16 protein-coding genes and 3 pseudogenes are annotated in these 18,662 nt (G+C 62.2%); 12 read left to right on the top strand and 7 right to left on the bottom strand.

The window, feature by feature from the left end; all coding sequences use genetic code 11:
* Positions 1–83: 83 nt before the first annotated feature.
* From ACZ5KU_RS25990 to ACZ5KU_RS25980, 3 genes are all read left to right on the top strand, one after another.
* Entirely contained in the window at positions 84–554 is a 471-nt protein-coding gene (locus tag ACZ5KU_RS25990) for a nuclear transport factor 2 family protein (protein WP_416770441.1), read from the top strand.
* A 46-nt stretch (positions 555–600) separates the two neighbouring features.
* Complete coding sequence (locus tag ACZ5KU_RS25985; protein ID WP_054057840.1) at positions 601–930, top strand: GIY-YIG nuclease family protein; 330 nt, start codon at positions 601–603, stop codon at positions 928–930.
* A 126-nt stretch (positions 931–1,056) separates the two neighbouring features.
* The gene (locus tag ACZ5KU_RS25980) at positions 1,057–1,992 is read left to right on the top strand and encodes a glutathione S-transferase family protein (RefSeq protein WP_054057841.1); all 936 of its coding nucleotides are present in this window, start codon (positions 1,057–1,059) and stop codon (positions 1,990–1,992) included.
* Between the two features lie 125 nt (positions 1,993–2,117).
* Here the strand turns inward: ACZ5KU_RS25980 and ACZ5KU_RS25975 are convergent, their stop codons facing one another.
* Together ACZ5KU_RS25975 and yejK are read right to left on the bottom strand one after the other, a co-directional pair.
* Positions 2,118–2,468, bottom strand: coding sequence for a glutaredoxin family protein (locus ACZ5KU_RS25975; protein WP_054057842.1), 351 nt, complete (start codon positions 2,466–2,468; stop codon positions 2,118–2,120).
* Positions 2,469–2,471: 3 nt separating this feature from the next.
* Positions 2,472–3,479 (bottom strand): nucleoid-associated protein YejK, encoded by a 1,008-nt coding sequence (gene yejK / locus ACZ5KU_RS25970; protein ID WP_054057843.1) that lies wholly within the window; start codon positions 3,477–3,479, stop codon positions 2,472–2,474.
* Positions 3,480–3,878: 399 nt separating this feature from the next.
* On the opposite strand from yejK, the gene ACZ5KU_RS25965 reads away from it, so the two are divergent.
* Positions 3,879–4,160 (top strand): HU family DNA-binding protein, encoded by a 282-nt coding sequence (locus ACZ5KU_RS25965; RefSeq protein ID WP_010445708.1) that lies wholly within the window; start codon positions 3,879–3,881, stop codon positions 4,158–4,160.
* A gap of 72 nt (positions 4,161–4,232) precedes the next feature.
* On the opposite strand, the pseudogene rlmF reads toward ACZ5KU_RS25965, so the two are convergent.
* The 4 genes and pseudogenes from rlmF to ACZ5KU_RS25945 form a co-directional block, all read right to left on the bottom strand.
* Positions 4,233–5,272, bottom strand: a pseudogene (gene rlmF, locus ACZ5KU_RS25960) (23S rRNA (adenine(1618)-N(6))-methyltransferase RlmF).
* Positions 5,273–5,329: 57 nt separating this feature from the next.
* A complete protein-coding gene (locus tag ACZ5KU_RS25955; RefSeq protein ID WP_054061698.1) occupies positions 5,330–6,151 on the bottom strand; it encodes a M23 family metallopeptidase in 822 nt (273 codons plus the stop codon).
* 18 nt (positions 6,152–6,169) lie between these two features.
* Complete coding sequence (xseA, locus tag ACZ5KU_RS25950; protein WP_464736451.1) at positions 6,170–7,549, bottom strand: exodeoxyribonuclease VII large subunit; 1,380 nt, start codon at positions 7,547–7,549, stop codon at positions 6,170–6,172.
* Positions 7,550–7,711: 162 nt separating this feature from the next.
* Positions 7,712–8,608 carry a LysR family transcriptional regulator gene (locus tag ACZ5KU_RS25945; protein ID WP_464736450.1) on the bottom strand — a complete coding sequence of 299 codons (897 nt, stop codon included), beginning with the start codon at positions 8,606–8,608 and terminating at the stop codon, positions 7,712–7,714.
* 101 nt (positions 8,609–8,709) lie between these two features.
* Between ACZ5KU_RS25945 and ACZ5KU_RS25940 the strand changes: the two genes are divergently transcribed.
* The 6 genes and pseudogenes from ACZ5KU_RS25940 (at position 8,710) to ACZ5KU_RS25915 (ending at position 14,374) form a co-directional block, all read left to right on the top strand.
* Positions 8,710–9,477 (top strand): sulfite exporter TauE/SafE family protein, encoded by a 768-nt coding sequence (locus ACZ5KU_RS25940; RefSeq protein WP_464736449.1) that lies wholly within the window; start codon positions 8,710–8,712, stop codon positions 9,475–9,477.
* 92 nt (positions 9,478–9,569) lie between these two features.
* Positions 9,570–10,118, top strand: a complete 549-nt coding sequence (locus ACZ5KU_RS25935) for a hypothetical protein (RefSeq protein WP_054057406.1) — start codon at positions 9,570–9,572, stop codon at positions 10,116–10,118.
* An 82-nt stretch (positions 10,119–10,200) separates the two neighbouring features.
* The gene (gene guaB / locus ACZ5KU_RS25930; RefSeq protein WP_054057407.1) at positions 10,201–11,670 is read left to right on the top strand and encodes an IMP dehydrogenase; all 1,470 of its coding nucleotides are present in this window, start codon (positions 10,201–10,203) and stop codon (positions 11,668–11,670) included.
* A 105-nt stretch (positions 11,671–11,775) separates the two neighbouring features.
* Positions 11,776–13,352 (top strand): annotated as a pseudogene (gene guaA / locus ACZ5KU_RS25925) (glutamine-hydrolyzing GMP synthase).
* Positions 13,353–13,647: 295 nt separating this feature from the next.
* The gene (locus ACZ5KU_RS25920; protein ID WP_017902439.1) at positions 13,648–13,959 is read left to right on the top strand and encodes a type II toxin-antitoxin system HigB family toxin; all 312 of its coding nucleotides are present in this window, start codon (positions 13,648–13,650) and stop codon (positions 13,957–13,959) included.
* A 1-nt stretch (position 13,960) separates the two neighbouring features.
* Positions 13,961–14,374, top strand: a complete 414-nt coding sequence (locus ACZ5KU_RS25915; RefSeq protein WP_054057409.1) for a helix-turn-helix domain-containing protein — start codon at positions 13,961–13,963, stop codon at positions 14,372–14,374.
* A gap of 217 nt (positions 14,375–14,591) precedes the next feature.
* On the opposite strand, the gene treR is transcribed toward ACZ5KU_RS25915, so the two are convergent.
* The gene (gene treR / locus ACZ5KU_RS25910) at positions 14,592–15,296 is read right to left on the bottom strand and encodes a trehalose operon repressor (RefSeq protein ID WP_054057410.1); all 705 of its coding nucleotides are present in this window, start codon (positions 15,294–15,296) and stop codon (positions 14,592–14,594) included.
* 224 nt (positions 15,297–15,520) lie between these two features.
* On the opposite strand from treR, the gene treP reads away from it, so the two are divergent.
* Together treP and treC are read left to right on the top strand one after the other, a co-directional pair.
* Positions 15,521–16,963: a PTS system trehalose-specific EIIBC component gene (gene treP, locus ACZ5KU_RS25905; RefSeq protein ID WP_054057411.1), complete on the top strand. Its 1,443-nt coding sequence runs from the start codon at positions 15,521–15,523 to the stop codon at positions 16,961–16,963.
* A gap of 31 nt (positions 16,964–16,994) precedes the next feature.
* Positions 16,995–18,642 (top strand): annotated as a pseudogene (treC, locus tag ACZ5KU_RS25900) (alpha,alpha-phosphotrehalase).
* The last annotated feature ends 20 nt before the right edge of the window (positions 18,643–18,662 follow it).

Here is an 18,662-nt window from a genome sequence, read left to right as displayed (position 1 = left end):
ATTCGAATGGCGAATGCCGATAGTCAGCGGCGCATTTGCGGACTATCGTGCAGGCGATCCTTTTACCTGCACGGAGCCCGTACATGAGTGATACCCACAGCGCGTTGATTACCGAGTTCTACAAGGCCTTCCAGCGGCTGGATGCCGAGGCGATGAGCGCCTGCTACACCGAGGATGTGCTGTTCAGCGACCCGGCCTTCGGTGAGTTGCGCGGTCGTGATGCCGGCGACATGTGGCGCATGCTCACCACCCGGGCCAAGGACTTTTCCCTGACCTTCGACAATGTCCGTGCCGACGAGCGCAGCGGTGGTGCCCATTGGGTGGCGACCTACCTGTTCAGCCAGACCGGCAACGTCGTGGTCAACGATATCCAGGCCCGCTTCGTGTTCCGCGACGGCAAGATCTGCGAGCATCACGACAGTTTTGACCTGTGGCGCTGGGCCCGCCAGGCATTGGGGGCCAAGGGCTTGATCCTGGGCTGGACGCCGCTGGTGAAAAATGCCGTGCGTGGCCAGGCGCTCAAGGGACTCAAGGCATTCCAGGCAGGCCGCTGAGGTCTGTTAAGATCGTTTCCCCGTTTCCGCTCAAGCCGCCTGCCACGTGAACACCAGCCCGGAACCCGTAGTCATCGCCGAGACCGTCGTGCCGGCGACCAAATCCTGGTTCGTCTATCTGGTGCGGGCGGCCAACGGTTCGTTGTACTGCGGTATCAGCGACGACCCGCAGCGGCGTTTCGCCTCGCACCAGAGCGGTAAGGGCGCGCGCTTCTTTCACTCGAGCCCCGCGGTGGCGCTGGTCTACGTCGAAGCGTGCCGTGACAAGGGCGATGCCCTGCGCCAGGAGCGTCTGATCAAGAAACTGCGCAAGAGCGCCAAGGAGGCGTTGGCGGCGAGCTTTTGCCTGGAAGCCTTTTCGGCCGGGCGAAAATGACCCGCACTCCCTGGCCGCACCTTCGGCCATTAGTGCCTTCGATAGGGCGATATCAGTCAGGGCGGGTAGGCTGGCGCCGATTTGCAGGCTAAGCTGCGGACTCCTACTCGTACGGCGGATCCCGGCATGTCTGAGCTGATTCTTCACCACTATCCAACGTCCCCCTTTGCCGAAAAGGCTCGGCTGCTGCTGGGTTTCAAGGGGCTGTCCTGGCGCTCGGTGAACATCCCGCCGATGATGCCCAAGCCTGACCTGACGGCCCTGACCGGTGGCTATCGCAAGACTCCGGTGCTGCAGGTGGGCGCGGACATCTACTGCGATACCGCGCTGATCGCCCGTCGCCTGGAGCAGGAAAAGGCTTCGCCGGCGTTGTTCCCCGAAGGCCGGGAGATGGTGGCCACGACGTTCGCCGCCTGGGCCGATTCGGTGGCCTTCCGGCATGCCGTGGCTCTGGTGTTCCAGCCGGAATCGGCGGCGGTGCGTTTCGCCCGGTTCTCCCCGGAACAGGCCAAGGCCTTCATGGCTGACCGTGCCGGGTTGTTCAGCGGTGGTTCGGCCACCCGGGTTCCGCTGGAGGAAGCCAGGCATTCATGGCCGGCCTTCATGGCCCGACTGGAACAGCAACTGCAGCGTGAGGAAGGTGACTTCCTGTTCGGCGAGCCGTCCATCGCCGATTTCTCGATGGCGCATATCCTGTGGTTCCTCAAGGCTACGCCGGTCACTTCGCCGCTGGTGGATGAGTACCCGGCAGTGCTGGCCTGGTTCGAGCGGGTGATGGGCTTCGGGCACGGTGCCTCGAACGTGATGACGGCCGAGGAGGCGGTACAGGTGGCACGGGAAGCTGTGCCGGCAGACCTGCCCGAGGAACCTTTCGTCGATCCGAACGGCTTCACCGCGGGGCAGCAGGTGGTGATTGCCGCCACGGACTACGGCGTCGACCCGGTGGCCGGCGAGCTGCTGTTTGCCGGCAGCGAGGAACTGATCCTGCGGCGTGAGGATGAGCGGGCGGGGGTGGTGCATGTGCACTTCCCGCGGCTGGGGTTCCGTATCGAGCCGCGTTGAGCGGCGTGGGCCCCGCGTGCAGCACCATTCTGTAGGAGCCGGCGGTGCGGCGTCCGACTTGCCCGCGAACAGGCCCGTGCGGCCGCTGAAAGCTTCGCGGGCAAGCCCGCTTCTACAGGGCGGAGTCACTTGAGGGCAGCGAGGATGTCGTCTGGTCGATAACCGCGAATCAGCGTGCCGTTGACGTCGAGTATCGGAATCCCGCCGCCGCCCAGGGCCTGGTAGGCCTTGCGCGCCTGCGCGTCCTTTTCGATATCGAATTCCTTGAACGGAATGTCCTTCTGGTCAAGAAAGCGCCGGGTCGCCTGGCAGTAGCCACACCATTCGGTGGCGTAGAGCACCACCCGGGCCTGGCTGCGGGTCTGCTCGGACACCACCGATTCGGGGTGGAACACCCGCTCGATCCTGCCCCAGTTCTGGTAAACCACGACCACAAGCAGGATCAGCAGGAACTTCTTCAGCACGCCAGCGAGCATCGATCAGTCCTTGCGGCGTTTGAGCTGATCGGTGAGCTGGGTCGGCAGGCCCTTGATGATCAGTGTGCCGGCTTCCTCGTCATACTCGATCTTCGAGCCCAGCAGGTGTGCCTCGAAGCTGATGGACAGCCCTTCGGCCCGGCCGGTGAAGCGGCGGAACTGATTCAGGGTGCGTTTGTCTGCCGGGATTTCCGGGGACAGGCCGTAGTCCTTGTTGCGAATGTGTTCGTAGAACGCCCGGGGACGATCCTCGTCGATCAGCCCCGAGAGTTCCTCCAGGGCCACCGGCTCGCCGAGTTTCGCCTGGCTGCTGGCATAGTCGACCAGGGCCTTGGTTTTCTCGCGGGCGTCGTCTTCGGGCAGGTCCTCGCTCTCGACGAAGTCGCTGAAGGCCTTGAGCAGGGTACGGGTTTCGCCCGGGCCGTCGACGCCTTCCTGGCAGCCGATGAAGTCGCGGAAGTACTCCGAGACCTTCTTGCCGTTCTTGCCCTTGATGAAGGAAATGTACTGCTTGGACTGCTTGTTGTTCTGCCACTCGGAAATATTGATCCGCGCGGCCAGGTGCAACTGGCCCAGGTCCAGGTGCCGGGACGGCAGGACGTCCAGTTCGGCGTTCACCGCCACGCCTTCGCTGTGGTGCAGCAGGGCGATGGCCAGGTAGTCGGTCATGCCTTGCTGGTAGTGGGCGAACAGCACGTGGCCGCCGGTGGAAAGGTTGGACTCCTCCATCAGCTTCTGCAGGTGTTCGACCGCCACCCGGCTGAAGGCGGTGAAGTCCTTGCCGCCATCGAGGTACTCCTTCAGCCAGCCGCTGAACGGGTAGGCACCCGATTCGCCGTGGAAAAGACCCCAGGCCTTGCCTTGCTTGGCGTTGTAGCTTTCATTGAGATCGGCCAGCAGGTGCTCGATGGCCTGGGACTCGCTCAGTTCGGAGTCACGGGCATGGAGCACGGCGGGTGTGCCATCGGGTTTCTTGTCGATCAGGTGGACGATGCAATGACGGATCGGCATGGGCTTCTCGGCTGGTGGTCGGGGGGAGAGGCGCGGCTCCCCGGGTAAAGCCGTCAGTGTACCGTACCGTGGCGCTGAAGCAGCGTTTGGCGGAACAAACATGACCAATCAGCGGTTTCTGGCAGTTTTTTTTCGAAAACGAGCGCAAAAGCTGACCAAATGGCTAGGTAGAGGCGGATATTTCCCCGTCTCTGTGCTAGCTTTGCCCCGTCTTGCGCCAAGGTATGCGCGCAAAGCGTGTTTTCAGCAGGTGTCAGGTCGAACCAAACCCCGTTTTTGTTATCTACATCCGCGATCCGTCGCGGTTTATCAGCGGGGTGTCAGGTCCAAAAGGCTTGGCTCGATGGCTGGCACTGCACTCTGCAATCCAAATGAATTTGATAGGGAAGGAACATCTCAATGGCTATTACCAAAGACCAACTGATCGCCGATATCGCCGAAGCTACCGCTCTGCAGAAGACTGAAGTGCGCAAGGTTCTCGAGCAACTGACCGATATCGTTGCTGATCAGCTGGAAAACGGCGGCGAAATCACTCTGCCAGGCGTTGGCAAACTGAAAGTGACCGAGCGTCCTGCCCGTACTGGCCGTAACCCTTCGACTGGCGCTGCCATCGAAATCGCTGCCAAGAAAGTGATCAAGCTGGTTGTAGCCAAGGCCCTGACCGACGCTGTCAACAAGTAAGATGCCGTGAAACCGTGCCTTGGAGCGATCCGGGCACGGTTTTTTTTCGCCTGCGAAATGGCGTTGTTCGATTTATCCCCGGCTTGGCCCGCCGGCAGGCATCCAGCGTTCCTGGCGCCAGGCCTGTTGCCGGGCCTTGTCCTGGAAGGTCCAGGCGACGAAGCGGCTCTGCTTCTGGCCCTGGGACATCTCCACGACCCGGCTTTCCAGGACACCGGCCTTCTTCAGGGCCGCCTCGATGGCAGGCAGGTTCGAGGCCTTCGATACCAGCGTACTGAACCACAGCACCTGGTTCGCCAGCGGCGAGCTTTCGCTGATCAGTTGCGCCACGAAGCGCGCCTCGCCACCTTCGCACCACAACTCCGCCGCCTGGCCGCCAAAGTTCAGCACCGGCAGCTTGCGCTTGGGGTCGGCCTTGCCGAGGGCCTTCCATTTACGTCGACTGCCACTCCGGGCCTCATCGAGGGAGGCGTGAAACGGCGGATTGCACAGGGTCAGGTCAAAATGCTCGTCACTGCCCAGCAGGCCGCTGAGGATGTGTTTCGGGTTGTCCTGCTGGCGCAGGCTGATGGCCCTGTTCAGGCCGTTGGACTGGACGATCGCCTTGGCGGCGGCAAGGGCCGTGGGGTTGATGTCGGAGCCGAGGAACTGCCAGCGATAGTCGCCATGGCCGATCAGCGGGTAGATGCAGTTGGCCCCGACGCCGATATCCAGCACCCGCACGGCAGCACCACGGGGAATCACGCCGTCGTTGTGTTCGGCCAGCAGGTCGGCGAGGAAGTGCACGTAGTCGGCCCGGCCCGGTACTGGCGGGCAGAGGAAGTCCGCCGGGATGTCCCAGTGGGCGATGCCGTAGAAGGCCTTGAGCAGGGCCCGGTTGAACACGCGCACGGCCGCCGGGTCGGCGAAGTCGATGCTTTCCTTGCCGTAGGGGTTGATGATCACGAACTGGCCCAGCTCCGGGCAGCCCTTGATCAGTTGCGGGAAGTCATAACGCCCCTGGTGACGGTTACGCGGATGCAGTGCGGCTTTTTCGCGTGGCTGTGCCGCCTTGGCCGGGGCGGCCTTGGCGGGTTTTTTACGGGGGGCTTGGGTTTGCTTGGGGCGTTCATGGGCAGGGTCGGTTCAGGTAAGGCTCGATTGACCGGCATTGTCCCACATTCGCCCGCTCAGGGCTGGAATGCGCCGATGAAGATCGCCGGGTCGACCCGTGCGTCGTTCAGGCTGATGTTCCAGTGCATGTGCGGCCCGGTGGCGCGTCCGGTGGCGCCGACCTTGCCGACCACGGCACCGCGGGCCAGGGTCTGGCCGACCTGCACGTCGATCTTCGACATGTGGCAGAACATGCTGATGAAACCCTGGCCGTGATCGACGAACACGGTGTTGCCGTTGAAGAAGTAGTTGCCGGTGAGGATCACCTTGCCGGCGGCCGGTGTCTTGATCGGCGTACCGGCCGGCACCGCGAAGTCCAGCCCGGCGTGGGGGTTGCGTTCCTCGCCGTTGAAGAACCGGCGTACGCCGAAGCGGCTCGACAATGGGCCGTTCACCGGTTTGTCCAGCAGCAGGTTGCTCGGCGTGCCCGGACTGAAGCTGCGATAGGCGCGCAGTTGCACCGCCAGTTCCTCATCGATGCGCTTGAGGTCGGCCGGGTTGGGATTGACCTGGCGGGTGTTCTTCAGCGTGATGTGCTGTTCCGGGTATTGCTTGCTGCCGACGCTGAAACCGAGATTACGGCTGCCCGAACTGATCTGCTGGTTGCCGGGCTTGACGCTCAGCGGGATGCCGACGATCGCCAGCCAGTTGTTCTGCTCTTTGACCACCAACACCGGTTTGCCCTGGTAACTGGCCTTGGGCGCCTGGGCCGCCGTGCCGAGGTCGACCACGGCGACGCCGCCGGGCACCGGTTTGTTCAGCAGGCGGGTGATGTAGCTGTCGGCGTGGGCATTGCAGGCCAGGCCCAGGAGCAGCAGGGCGGCAAGAAAACGCGGCATGTTCAGATCCCTTGAAAGTCAGTCCAGTAGCGAGAGGGTCACGGGTGTCAGGTGGTTGTCCTCGACCCGCACCTGCAATTCGCCCTCGGCCAGTTTCGCCTTCAGCCGTTGGCCGGGGCGGGTCTGCCCGGCATTGCGGATGGCCTGGCCGCGTTCGTCCAGCAGGATGCTGTAGCCGCGTCCGAGGGTCGCCAGCGGGCTGACCACATGCAGGGTTTGCATCTGGCTCTGCAACTGCAGGCGCCGCGCCTTCAGGCCCTCGCGCATGGCTCGGGGCAGGCGTTCGGCAAGGCTGTCCAGGCGTTGGCGCAGCAGCGCCAACTGACGGCCCGGATGCTGGCCGGCGAGGCGGGTTTCCAGGCGCAGGAGCTTTTGTCGGCGATTATCGAGCTGGCGTTCAAAGGCCCGGCGCAAGCGCATGTCCAGGTCATCCAGGCGCTGGGCCTGCTGACGCAGGCGTTCGCCCGGATGCCGCAGGCGCCGGGCCAGGCCGTCCAGGCGCAGGCGCTCACGCGCCAGTCGGTCCTGCATGCGCATCACCAGGCGACGATGCAGGTTCTCGACCCGGCGTTGCAGGTCGCTGGAATCGGGGGCCAGCAGTTCGGCCGCGGCCGAGGGCGTCGGGGCACGCACGTCGGCGACGAAGTCGCTGATGGACACATCGGTTTCGTGGCCGATGGCGCTGACGATCGGCGTCACGCAGGCATCCACGGCGCGGGCGACCGCTTCTTCGTTGAAGCACCAGAGGTCTTCCAGCGAGCCGCCGCCGCGGGCCAGGATCAGCGCGTCGAAACCCTTGGCGTCGGCGATTTTCAGGGCGCGAACGATCTGCGCGGTGGCCTCGCGGCCCTGGACCGCAGTGGGGATCAGGGTCAGTTCCACCTGCGGTGCGCGCCGACGGAAGACGCTGATGATGTCGCGGATCACTGCGCCGGTCGGCGAACTGACGATACCGATCCGTTGGGGGTGGGCCGGCAACGGGACCTTGCGCTGCGCGCTGAACAGGCCTTCGGCACCGAGCTTTTCCTTCAAGGCTTCGAACGCCAGGCGCAGCGCGCCATCACCGGCCGGTTCAACGGTGTCGAGAATCAACTGGTAATCGCCGCGGCCCTCGAACAGCGAGACCTTGCCGCGCACCTTGACCGCCAGGCCATCCTTCAGGGCCTGGCGTACGCGGGCGGCGTTCTGCCTGAACAGCGCGCAGCGCACCTGGGCGCCGCTGTCCTTGAGGGTGAAATACACGTGGCCGGAGGCCGGGCGGGCGAGGTTGGAGATTTCGCCTTCGACCCAGACATTGCTGAACACGTCTTCCAGCAACACCCGCGCGCGGCCGTTGAGCTGACTGACAGTAAGGACTTCGCGGTCGAGGCCCAGACGGGGAAAGGGGTCTTTGATCATGGCGGGCATGATAAAGGCATTTGCTGGCCGATCACCATGCTCTGTGAATGGAGGCCACTATTCTTGTGGGTTTATCAGGATGGCTTTTGTGCGGCCACTCAACAGGAACTTCCGTGTCTGGAAGGGCGCAATCGCCAGCCAGCCTGGCCCCACAAGGGGCAATCAGTGTTGCAGGTGCTGCCGGAAGCACTCGACGAACTGTGCCACCAGCGGTGTCGGTTCCTGGCGGCAGGCCAGGGCCAGGGTGCTCTGGCAGTCCGGGTCACTGAGTGGCAGGAAGTGGATGTTGGCCGGGGCGATGTCCCGCATCGACTCCGGCAGCAGGGCGATGCCGAACCCGGCCTGGATCAGTTGCAACTGAGTGGTCTTGCGCGATACCACTCGGGCCGCCTTGGGAAAGAACCCCTGGCGCATGCACAGCTCGGCCGACAGGTAACTCAAGCCACCCCGCTGGGGATGGGGGATGGAGATGAAGGCTTCGTCCCTGAGCAGTGCCAGGTCAATGCCTTCGGTCGAACCCGCCAGCGCATGGTCCGGTGGCACGGCCAGCAACAGGCGCTCGCTGAACAGCGGCAGGATCTGTACGCCTTCGCGCTGGCGCAGCACCGGCAGGCGCAACAGGCCGACATCCAGCCGACCCTCGGCCAACTCTTCAAGTTGCGCCTCGGAAGACAACTTGGCGATATCCATCGAAGCGCCCGGGCTCTGCTCCAGGTAATGACCGATTGCCCGCAGCAGGCGTCCGCTCATCGGCACGGTGCTGGAATGGCTCAGGCGCAACGTGCCCAGTTGGCCATTGCCGACCTGGGTCGCCAGCTCGCTGGCCTTGTTCAATTCGTTCAGCAGGTTTCTCGCCCTTGGATAGAAGGCCTCGCCAGCCGCTGTCAGCCGCGGCTGGCGTGCGGTGCGCTCGAAAAGGGGCGTTTGCAGGTTATGTTCCAGTTCCTTGATCTGCCGGCTCAAGGCGGACTGGGCAATGAACAGGCGCTCGGCGGCCGCACTGAAACTGCCGGAGTCGGCGATTTCGACGAAGTAACGCAACTGGCGGGTGGAAATCACAAGTCATGCCTTTTCGAGATGAGTGAAGGGCTTTGAACATATTAGTCGCAAGGCTCGCCAATGGCTAAAGTCAAGCGAACCCATTGTGGAAGTCGTTTCTCATGAGTGTCGTCGCGTTGTTGAGCCAGTGGCCGTTCAGTGCCACCGACTGGCTGGTGGTGGAACTGGGTGTCGCCCTGGCCTATATCGTCTTTGGCGTGGCCGGTTTCGGTACGGCGCTGGTGGCCGGTCCGATCCTGCTCCTGTTCATGCCGTTGTCGAAGATCGTGCCGTTGCTGGTGTTGCTGGATTTCGTCGCGGCGTTCGGCAACCTGCTGCCGTCGCGCAAGGATGTCGCCCGCTCGGAACTGTTGCGCCTGTTGCCCTGCATGGCGGTGGGTTGCACCCTGGGCGTGGTGTTCCTGCTCAACCTCAAGTCCGACATCCTGCTGTTGCTGATGGGCCTGTTCATCAGCGCCTATGCCCTCTACAGCCTGCTGATCAAGGTTCGGCCCACACAGTTGAAGGCTGGCTGGGCAGTGCCCATGGGGACGGTGGGCGGGATGTTCGGCGCGTTGTTCGGCAGTGGCGGCTTTCTCTATGCGATCTACCTCAACAGCCGGCTGCCCAAGGATGCGGCCCGGGCCACGCAGAGCGCGCTGATCAGTTGCAGCACGGTGGTGCGTCTGTCGCTGTTCGTGATCGCCGGGGTCTACGCCGAACTACCTTTATTACTGTTGGCGCTGTGCCTGCTGCCGGCAATGGCGTTGGGGCTGTGGATCGGCCGGCGGGTGACGGCGAGATTGTCCCGTGAAGCCTTCGTGCGTCTGGTGACCTGGCTGGTGCTGGTCAGTGGCATTGCGCTGATCAGCCGCTACTTCAGTGCTTGACCTGGGGGGGCAGGGGATTAAGCTGCTGCGCCGGGTTGCCGAAAAGCTGTTCTCTCCCGACGCACCCGCCCGTAGCCATGAAGTCCCTGAGCATGAACACCCAAAGCATCATCGTCCCGAAAATCTCCACCCTGCCGGTTCACGAACCTCGTGCCCGGGCGATCCTGCGTTGGCTGGTACGCAAGAACATCGTCGAGGAGCAACTGAGTACCTGCGGCCGCACCGGCAATCGCATGGCCTACGCCATCGCCCCCGGTGCGGCCAATGTGGTCCTGCGTCCCGAGGCGCTGCCGTTCGGCGAGCCGATCAACGGCCTGGAGATCGTCACCAAGCGCTGCATCTATACTCCGTCCAGGGGCTTTCTCGAAGAGGCCGGCTGTGCCGAATGCCGCCGGGAAGTCGGCGAGGCGCTGTTCGACAGCCTGGAAGACTGGATGCCGGGGCGCACCGAGAACTTCATCTGCCCATTGTGCGGGCATGAGGACGACATCAACGGTTTCCTGTTCCTTCAGCCCTGCGCCTTCTCCAACCTGGGATTCATCTTCAATAACTGGCTGGAAGCCGGCTTCAGGCAGGCGTTTCTCGACGAGTTCGCCGACTGGCTGGATCAGCCCGTCGCCTGGGTGCAGGTCGAGCTGTAAATAGGCCAAGGTTTACATTGAGCCGGGGCCCTGGTGTGAGTATAATGGCGCGCTTCCATTTTCCCGCCCGGGAGCCCCCGCGATGCTGCGTATCAGCCAAGAAGCCCTGACTTTCGACGACATTCTCCTTGTGCCCGGTTATTCCGAGGTGCTTCCCAACGAAGTCAGTCTCAAAACCCGTCTCACCCGTGGCATCGAGCTGAATATTCCGCTGGTTTCCGCTGCCATGGACACCGTCACCGAAGCTCGTCTGGCCATTGCCATGGCCCAGGAAGGCGGTATCGGTATCATCCACAAGAACATGACCATCGAGCAGCAGGCTGCCGAAGTGCGCAAGGTCAAGAAGTTCGAGGCCGGTGTCGTCAAGGACCCGATCACCATCGAGGCCGACGCCTCGGTCCGTGACCTGCTCGAACTGACCCGCATGCACAACATCTCCGGCGTGCCAGTACTGCACGATGGCGACCTGGTGGGCATCGTCACTTCCCGTGACGTGCGTTTCGAAACCCGTCTGGATGTCCCTGTTCGCGAAGTGATGACGCCGAAAGAGCGTCTGGTCACCGTTCGCGAAGGTGCCGACAAGGCCGAAGTCCGTGCGCTGCTGCACAAGCACCGCCTGGAAAAGGTCCTGATCGTCGACGACAAGTTCGCCCTCAAGGGCATGATGACCGTCAAGGACATCGAGAAATCCAAGGCCTACCCGCTGGCCAGCAAGGACGACCAGGGTCGTCTGCGCGTCGGCGCCGCGGTCGGCACCGGCAAGGACACTGGCGACCGCGTGACCGCGCTGGTCAATGCCGGCGTTGACGTGGTGGTGGTCGACACCGCCCACGGTCACTCCAAGGGTGTGATCGACCGCGTTCGCTGGGTCAAGGAAAACTTCCCGCAGGTGCAGGTGATCGGCGGCAACATCGCCACCGGCGCTGCGGCCAAGGCCCTGGCCGAGGCGGGCGCGGATGCGGTCAAGGTCGGTATCGGCCCGGGCTCGATCTGCACCACCCGTATCGTCGCCGGTGTCGGCGTCCCGCAGATCAGCGCCATCGCCAACGTCGCCGCTGCCCTTGAAGGCACCGGTGTTCCGCTGATCGCCGACGGTGGCATCCGTTTCTCCGGCGACCTGTCCAAGGCCATCGTGGCCGGCGCCTCCTGCGTGATGATGGGTTCGATGTTCGCCGGTACCGAAGAAGCGCCAGGCGAGATCGAACTGTTCCAGGGCCGTTCCTACAAGGCCTACCGCGGCATGGGTTCGCTGGGTGCGATGGCGCAGTCCCAGGGTTCCTCCGACCGCTACTTCCAGGACTCCTCCGCAGGTGCCGAGAAGCTGGTGCCGGAAGGTATCGAAGGTCGCGTACCCTACAAGGGCACCCTGACCGCCATCGTTCACCAACTGATGGGCGGCCTGCGTTCCTCGATGGGCTACACCGGCAGCGCCAACATTGAGGAGATGCGCACCAAGCCCGAGTTCGTGCGTATCACCGGTGCCGGCATGGCCGAATCTCACGTCCACGACGTGCAGATCACCAAGGAAGCTCCAAACTATCGCGTAGGCTGATAGTGATCGCCTCCTGGCGCTGGTCGGGAGGCGATTGACGAATTTGAACCGGGGCTGTTGATGACAGCCCCGTGTTGTTTCTGATTTCACAGACGAGAATGAGCCATGGCCCTCGACATTCACGCCCACCGCATCCTGATCCTCGACTTCGGTTCCCAGTACACCCAACTGATCGCCCGCCGTGTGCGTGAGATCGGTGTGTACTGCGAACTGCATCCGTTCGACATGGACGACGAGGCGATTCGCGAATTCGCTCCCAAAGGCGTCATCCTCGCCGGCGGCCCCGAGTCGGTACACGAAGCCAACAGCCCACGCTGCCCGCAGGCGGTGTTCGAACTGGGCGTACCGGTCTTCGGTATCTGCTACGGCATGCAGACCATGGCCGAACAGATGGGCGGCAAGGTCGAAGGTTCCGAGCTGCGTGAATTCGGTTACGCCCGCGTCGACGTGGTCGGCAAGAGCCGTCTGCTGGACGGTATCGAGGACCACATCGACGCCGACGGCCTGTACGGCCTCGACGTGTGGATGAGCCATGGTGACAAGGTCACCCGGATGCCGGAGAACTTCCACATCCTGGCCAGCACCCCGAGCTGCCCGATCGCCGGCATGTTCAACGACGACCTGCGCTACTACGGCGTGCAGTTCCACCCAGAGGTGACCCACACCAAGCAGGGCGGCCGCATCCTGTCGCGTTTTGTCCTCGACATCTGCGGTTGCGAAGCGCTGTGGACCCCGTCGCACATCGCCGACGACGCCATTGCCCAGATCCGCGCCCAGGTTGGCAGCGACAACGTCCTGCTGGGCCTGTCCGGCGGTGTCGACTCCTCGGTGGTCGCGGCGCTGCTGCACAAGGCTATCGGCGACCAGTTGACCTGCGTATTTGTCGACAACGGCCTGCTGCGCCTGCACGAAGGTGACCAGGTGATGGCCATGTTCGCCGAGAACATGGGCGTCAAGGTGATCCGCGCCAACGCCGAGGAGCAGTTCCTCAACAACCTGGCCGGCGAAGCCGACCCGGAGAAGAAGCGCAAGATTATCGGTCGCACCTTCATCGACGTGTTCGATGCCGAATCCTGCAAGCTGAACAACATCAAGTTCCTGGCCCAGGGCACCATCTACCCGGACGTGATCGAATCGGCTGGCGCGAAGAGCGGCAAGGCCCACGTGATCAAGTCCCACCACAACGTCGGTGGCCTGCCGGAAGAGATGAACCTCAAGCTGGTCGAGCCGTTGCGCGAGCTGTTCAAGGACGAGGTTCGTCGCCTCGGCCTGGAACTCGGTCTGCCGTATGACATGGTCTACCGTCACCCATTCCCGGGCCGGGCCTGGGCGTGCGGATCCTTGGCGAAGTGAAGAAGGAATACGCCGACCTGCTGCGTCGCGCCGACCACATCTTCATCGAGGAACTGCGCAAGGCCGATTGGTACCACAAGGTCAGCCAGGCTTTCGTGGTGTTCCAGCCGGTGAAATCGGTAGGTGTGGTCGGTGACGGCCGTCGCTACGCCTGGGTCGTGGCCCTGCGTGCGGTGGAAACCATCGACTTCATGACTGCGCGCTGGGCGCACCTGCCTTACGAACTGCTGGAGACGGTCAGCGGCCGGATCATCAACGAGATCGAAGGCATTTCCCGCGTGACCTACGATGTGTCGAGCAAGCCGCCGGCAACTATCGAGTGGGAGTGATCCCTGCCTGATGTAGGCTCAAGGCGTTAAAACAATGGCGGTCGATACCTCGGTATCGACCGCCATTGTCGTTTCTGGCTATAGGAAAATTCGCTGCTCTTAACCGTCGCAATATCCTGAAAACACACTGGTCTTCTTGCGTTTTCTATCTCTGTACACTCAAGAAACTCTCGCGCGGAGCCCCGACCATGGTGATCAAGAGCGGACTGCGTTTCATGCAGAAAGCTGGACCGGCCAATCGCGGTTGACAAAATGTCAACTTTTTATCATTCTATATCCGTGGGCATGAAACGACATGCACGTCATATCCAGAAAGCCGTTCAGCGATGCGGCAAGAGCCTACCCAAACGATGTTGAAGCTATCGACCGCACCTATCGGGTCTTGCGATCCGGCGAGTTCGATACACCGCAGGCGCTTAGGAAGGTTTTTCCATCACTGGACAACTTCAAATACAAGGATAAGTGGTGGGTACTCGACATTGGTGGCAACAATCTTCGCCTGATTGCCTTCATCGAGTTTCGCGACAACCGCCTGTACGTCAAGCACATCGTGACTCATGCCGAGTACGACAAGCTTTGCAAACGTTACCGGAAGGAGGCTGATTGATATGGGGTTTGCCGCCATCAAGGAAAAAGCCCATGCCTTGTTCAGCGAGGCGGGCTTCATTAGCCGCATAGCCAATGATGACGACTACGCCAAGGCGCTGGCGTTGATGGATGATCTGCTTGAGGACTATGAGGTCAACCGTCCGCTGATCGAAATCCTGGCTCGCTCCATTGAGAGTTGGGAAAACGAGTCTGAGGAGTTTGTGGCGTTCAACGCACGGGTGGCAAAGTTGGGAGGCGTTGACGTGCTTCGGTTGCTGATGGAGCAACATGGTCTAGGAGTGGCTGATCTGCCAGAGATTGGTAGCAAGTCACTGGTGTCCAAGATTCTTAATGGCCGTGGCCGCAACTTGACCCGCGACCACATTGCGGCATTGAGTAAGCGGTTTGCGGTCAGTCCTGCACTTTTCTTTTGATCGCGCCACTTTTCCATCCATACCGGCAGCTTCAGGTGCGTTAAGTGTTGCTCATCTCCCTGTTGACCTTGCCGAGAGACTTCGATTGGCATCTGACTTGATCACGTCATTGAAGTGGTGCCGGACCTGGTCGGGCTCACCAAGGCCACCGGCAAACTCGGTGCGGTGAGCCCCGAGTTGCTGGCACTGGTGCTGTGAATCATCGGCTGGCAGCGCCTCAGCGCCGCGCCACATCCGAAAAGTAGAACTTGTCCAGCGTATGCCGCGACTCGGTGTACTCGAACTGCCGGCCGTCCTGCAGGAAGGTCTGGTTCTTCACCACGATCACGTGGCTGGCGCCGTCCAGGTCCAGGTGCTGCAGGTCGTCCTTGCTGCAGCGCATCGCCTCGATGGTGCGCTGGGCGAAGCTGATGTTCAGTTGCAGGGTTTGCTCGATGTAGGCGTAGATCGAGTGCTCGGCGATCTCCCGGGTGAGGCCGGGAATCAGCTCGGCGAGGAAGTGGTTGATGTCGAGAATGATCCGCTTGCCGTCGATGCGCCTGACCCGCTTGATCCGGATCACCGGGCTGCCCGGCTCGCCCTGCAGGCGTTCCTGCAGGAAACCCTCCAGCGGTACTTCGCTGAACTCCACGACTTCCGTACCGATGTTGTTGCCCAGGCTCGAATGGGCTTCCTGGAAGGTGACGATGCCGCCGAGCTGGAACTCGATCGGGCTGCGTGACAGCACGAAGGTGCCCTTGCCGTGGATCTTCTGGGCAAAACCCCGTTCCTGCAACTGCTCGATGGCCTTGCGCACGGTGCCGCGGCTGGCCTGGTAGCTGTCCATCAGCTCGGTTTCCGAAGGGAGCCGGGCGCCTTTTTCCAATTGTTCGGTGGTGATGCTGGCAAGCAGATCGCTGTAGATCTGGTTGTATTTGCTCATGGTGTTCGCTCTGGATCGGAAATCGCCCGGTAACAGCGTAGCGGACGGGATGTCCCAAGGAATGGAACCTTAAGGGCAGGTCGAGGCTTTGTCCATTTGTCGGGCTTTTTGCCAATAAACGCTCAACTCGTCTGTACGAGTTGTTGATTTAACTCGTACAGACGAGTAACGTCTGCTCATGTGCTGCGACAACCTCCAATAACAATCAGCGCGGAAGAAAAATCATGAGCCACGACTATCCGAATATAGCCCGCCAGTTGCTGAGCAGCCTCGGCGGTGCCGACAACCTCGAGCAGGCCGCTCACTGCGTCACCCGCCTGCGGCTGGCGCTCAAGGACCCGAACAAGGTCGACCGGGCCGCGTTGTCCGCGATCGATCTGGTCAAGGGCTCGTTCTTCACCGGCGGGCTGTTCCAGATCGTCATCGGTCCCGGCGAGGTGGAGCGGGTTTACGCCGCGCTGCGCGAGGCCACCGGCCTCGCCGCATCGACCATCGCCGACGTCAAGAAGGCCGGCGCCGACAAGAGCAACGCCATGCAACGCCTGGTGCGGGTGTTCTCCGATGTGTTCATGCCGATCCTGCCGGCGCTGATCATTGCCGGCCTGCTGATGGGGGTGAACAACCTCATGGGCGCCAAGGGCATGTTCGTCGATGGCAAGACGCTCCTCGAAGCCTATCCGTCGCTGGAGGGGCTGTGGAGCCTGATCAATCTCATGGCCAACACCTCGTTCGTGTTCCTGCCGGCGCTGGTCGGCTGGTCGGCGGCCAAGCGTTTCGGCGGTAGCGAAATCCTCGGTATCGTCCTTGGCCTGATGCTGGTCCATCCCGACCTGCTCAACGCCTGGAACTACGGCAAGGCGGTGGCCGGCCTCGACGGTCAGAGCCTGCCGTACTTCGATATCTTCGGCTGGTTCCGGATCGAGAAGGTCGGCTACCAGGGGCAGATCCTGCCGATCCTGCTGGCCGCCTACGTCATGAGTGTGATCGAGAAATGGCTGCGCGCGCGGGTACCGAATGCCGTCCAGTTGCTCGTGGTGCCGATCACCACCATCGTCGTCACCGGTGTTCTGGCCCTGGCGATCATCGGCCCGGTGACCCGTCACCTGGGCATCCTGATCACCGAGGGGATGGTCTGGCTGTTCGACGTGGCACCGGCGGTCGGCGGTGCGGTGTTCGGTCTGCTGTATGCGCCGCTGGTGATCACCGGCATGCACCACATGTTCCTCGCAGTGGACCTGCAACTGATCTCCGGCCATGGCGGTACCTTCATCTGGCCGATGATCGTGATGTCCAACCTGGCCCAGGGCAGTGCGGCGCTCGCGGTGTTCTACATGAGCCGCAATGCCCGGGATCGCAGCATGGCCTCGACTTCGGCGATTTCCGCCTACTTCGGCATCACGGAACCTGCGATGTTCGGCGTCAACCTGCGCTACAAGTTCCCGTTCTACGCCGCCCTGATCGGCTCGGCCCTGGCCAGCGTGTTCCTGTCGCTGAACAAGGTGCTGGCCTCGGCCATCGGTGTGGGCGGCCTGCCGGGTTTCATCTCGATCGTCCCGCAGTCGATTCCGGTGTTCATCATCGGCATGGCCGTCGCGATGCTCGTGCCCTTTGCCCTGACCTGTGCGCTGAGCCTGAAGATCGTGCGCCCCGGCTATCGCGTCGCCTGATATCGACTCCACCGACTACAAGGGAATCTCCATGCAAGACTGGCAACGCTCGGTGATCTACCAGATCTATCCGAAGAGCTTCCATAGCCATGCGGGCCTGCCCACCGGCGACCTGCTGGGGGTGGTCGACAAGCTCGACTACCTGAAGTGGCTGGGGTCGACTACCTGTGGATCACGCCGTTCCTGCGCTCGCCGCAACGCGATAACGGCTATGACATCAGTGACTACTACGCCATCGACCCGAGCTACGGGACCATGGCCGATTGCGAGTTGCTGATTGCCGAGGCCGGCCGACGCGGGATTCGGCTGATGCTCGATATCGTGGTCAATCACACGTCCATCGAACATGCCTGGTTCCAGCAGGCCCGCAGCAGCCTGGACAACCCCTACCGCGACTTCTACATCTGGCGTGACCAGCCGAACAACTGGCAGTCGAAATTTGGCGGCAACGCCTGGGAGTACGAGGCGCAGACCGGCCAGTACTACCTGCACCTGTTCGATCACACCCAGGCCGACCTGAACTGGGACAACCCCGGGTGCGTGAGGAAGTGTTCCGCATGATGCGCTTCTGGCGCGACAAGGGTGTCGGTGGTTTCCGCCTGGACGTGATCAACCTGATCTCCAAGCCGAAGGACTTTCCCGAGGATGCCTCCGATGGCCGGCGTTTCTATACCGACGGTCCGAACGTTCACCAGTACCTGCAGGAAATGCACCGTGAGGTGTTTGCCGGCCATGATCTGATCAACGTCGGCGAAATGTCCTCCACCAGCCTGGAGCACTGCATCCGCTATTCGCGGCCGGAGTCGCAGGAGCTGTCGATGACCTTCAACTTCCATCACCTGAAGGTCGATTACCCGAACATGGAAAAGTGGGTGTGTGCCGATTTCGACTTCCTCGAACTCAAGCGCATCCTCTCCGACTGGCAGCTTGGCATGCAGGCCGGCGGTGGCTGGAACGCGTTGTTCTGGTGCAACCACGACCAGCCGCGGGTGGTCTCGCGCTTTGGCGACGACGGCGAGTATCGCGTGCACTCGGCCAAGATGCTCGCCACGGCGCTGCACTTTCTCCAGGGCACGCCCTACATCTACCAGGGCGAGGAGCTGGGCATGACCAACCCGGGGTTCGAGCACATCGACGACTACCGCGATGTCGAGACCCTCAACATCTATCGCATCCAGCGCGATGCCGGCCAGTCGCCGGAACAGAGCATGGCGGCGATCATGCAGAAGTCCCGCGACAACGGGCGCACGCCGATGCAATGGACTGCCGGTCCGAATGCCGGTTTCACCTCGGCGCAACCCTGGATCGGCGTGCCGCCGAATGCTGCCTGGATCAACGTCGAACAGCAGTTCGAGGACCCGGATTCGGTGCTGCATCACTACCGCCGGCTGGTGGCACTGCGGCGCAGCGAAGCACTGATGGTCGAAGGCAGCTATCGGCAACTGTTGCCCGAGCATCCGCAGGTCTGGGCCTATGTGCGTGAAGGCCGTGGTGAACGCCTGCTGGTGATCAACAACTTCTATGCCGACAGCTGCGAGATAGCCTTGCCCCATGGGATTTTCCAGCCGGGGCAGCAGCAGCGGCTGCTGATCAGCAACTACCCGGACTGTCCGATCCGAGAGCGGGAACTTTTCCTGCGTCCCTATGAGTCCTTTGTACTTAGTCTTTCAGAAAAATAGGAAAAGTCGTTCATCAAACG

The sequence above is a fragment of the Pseudomonas sp. Tof1 genome, from assembly GCF_055390395.1.
Note: the sequence above shows the minus strand (reverse complement) of the source record. Positions and strands in the feature narration are given on the sequence as shown.

Excerpts from the sequence above, each read along its gene's own strand:
- ACZ5KU_RS25990 (WP_416770441.1), top strand. The coding sequence starts at position 84 with ATGAGTGATACCCACAGCGCGTTGATTACCGAGTTCTACAAGGCCTTC.
- ACZ5KU_RS25980 (WP_054057841.1), top strand. The coding sequence starts at position 1,057 with ATGTCTGAGCTGATTCTTCACCACTATCCAACGTCCCCCTTTGCCGAA.
- ACZ5KU_RS25975 (WP_054057842.1), bottom strand. The coding sequence starts at position 2,468 with ATGCTCGCTGGCGTGCTGAAGAAGTTCCTGCTGATCCTGCTTGTGGTC.
- yejK (WP_054057843.1), bottom strand. The coding sequence starts at position 3,479 with ATGCCGATCCGTCATTGCATCGTCCACCTGATCGACAAGAAACCCGAT.
- ACZ5KU_RS25965 (WP_010445708.1), top strand. The coding sequence starts at position 3,879 with ATGGCTATTACCAAAGACCAACTGATCGCCGATATCGCCGAAGCTACC.
- ACZ5KU_RS25955 (WP_054061698.1), bottom strand. The coding sequence starts at position 6,151 with ATGCCGCGTTTTCTTGCCGCCCTGCTGCTCCTGGGCCTGGCCTGCAAT.
- xseA (WP_464736451.1), bottom strand. The coding sequence starts at position 7,549 with ATGATCAAAGACCCCTTTCCCCGTCTGGGCCTCGACCGCGAAGTCCTT.
- ACZ5KU_RS25940 (WP_464736449.1), top strand. The coding sequence starts at position 8,710 with ATGAGTGTCGTCGCGTTGTTGAGCCAGTGGCCGTTCAGTGCCACCGAC.
- ACZ5KU_RS25935 (WP_054057406.1), top strand. The coding sequence starts at position 9,570 with ATGAACACCCAAAGCATCATCGTCCCGAAAATCTCCACCCTGCCGGTT.
- guaB (WP_054057407.1), top strand. The coding sequence starts at position 10,201 with ATGCTGCGTATCAGCCAAGAAGCCCTGACTTTCGACGACATTCTCCTT.
- ACZ5KU_RS25920 (WP_017902439.1), top strand. The coding sequence starts at position 13,648 with ATGCACGTCATATCCAGAAAGCCGTTCAGCGATGCGGCAAGAGCCTAC.
- ACZ5KU_RS25915 (WP_054057409.1), top strand. The coding sequence starts at position 13,961 with ATGGGGTTTGCCGCCATCAAGGAAAAAGCCCATGCCTTGTTCAGCGAG.
- treR (WP_054057410.1), bottom strand. The coding sequence starts at position 15,296 with ATGAGCAAATACAACCAGATCTACAGCGATCTGCTTGCCAGCATCACC.
- treP (WP_054057411.1), top strand. The coding sequence starts at position 15,521 with ATGAGCCACGACTATCCGAATATAGCCCGCCAGTTGCTGAGCAGCCTC.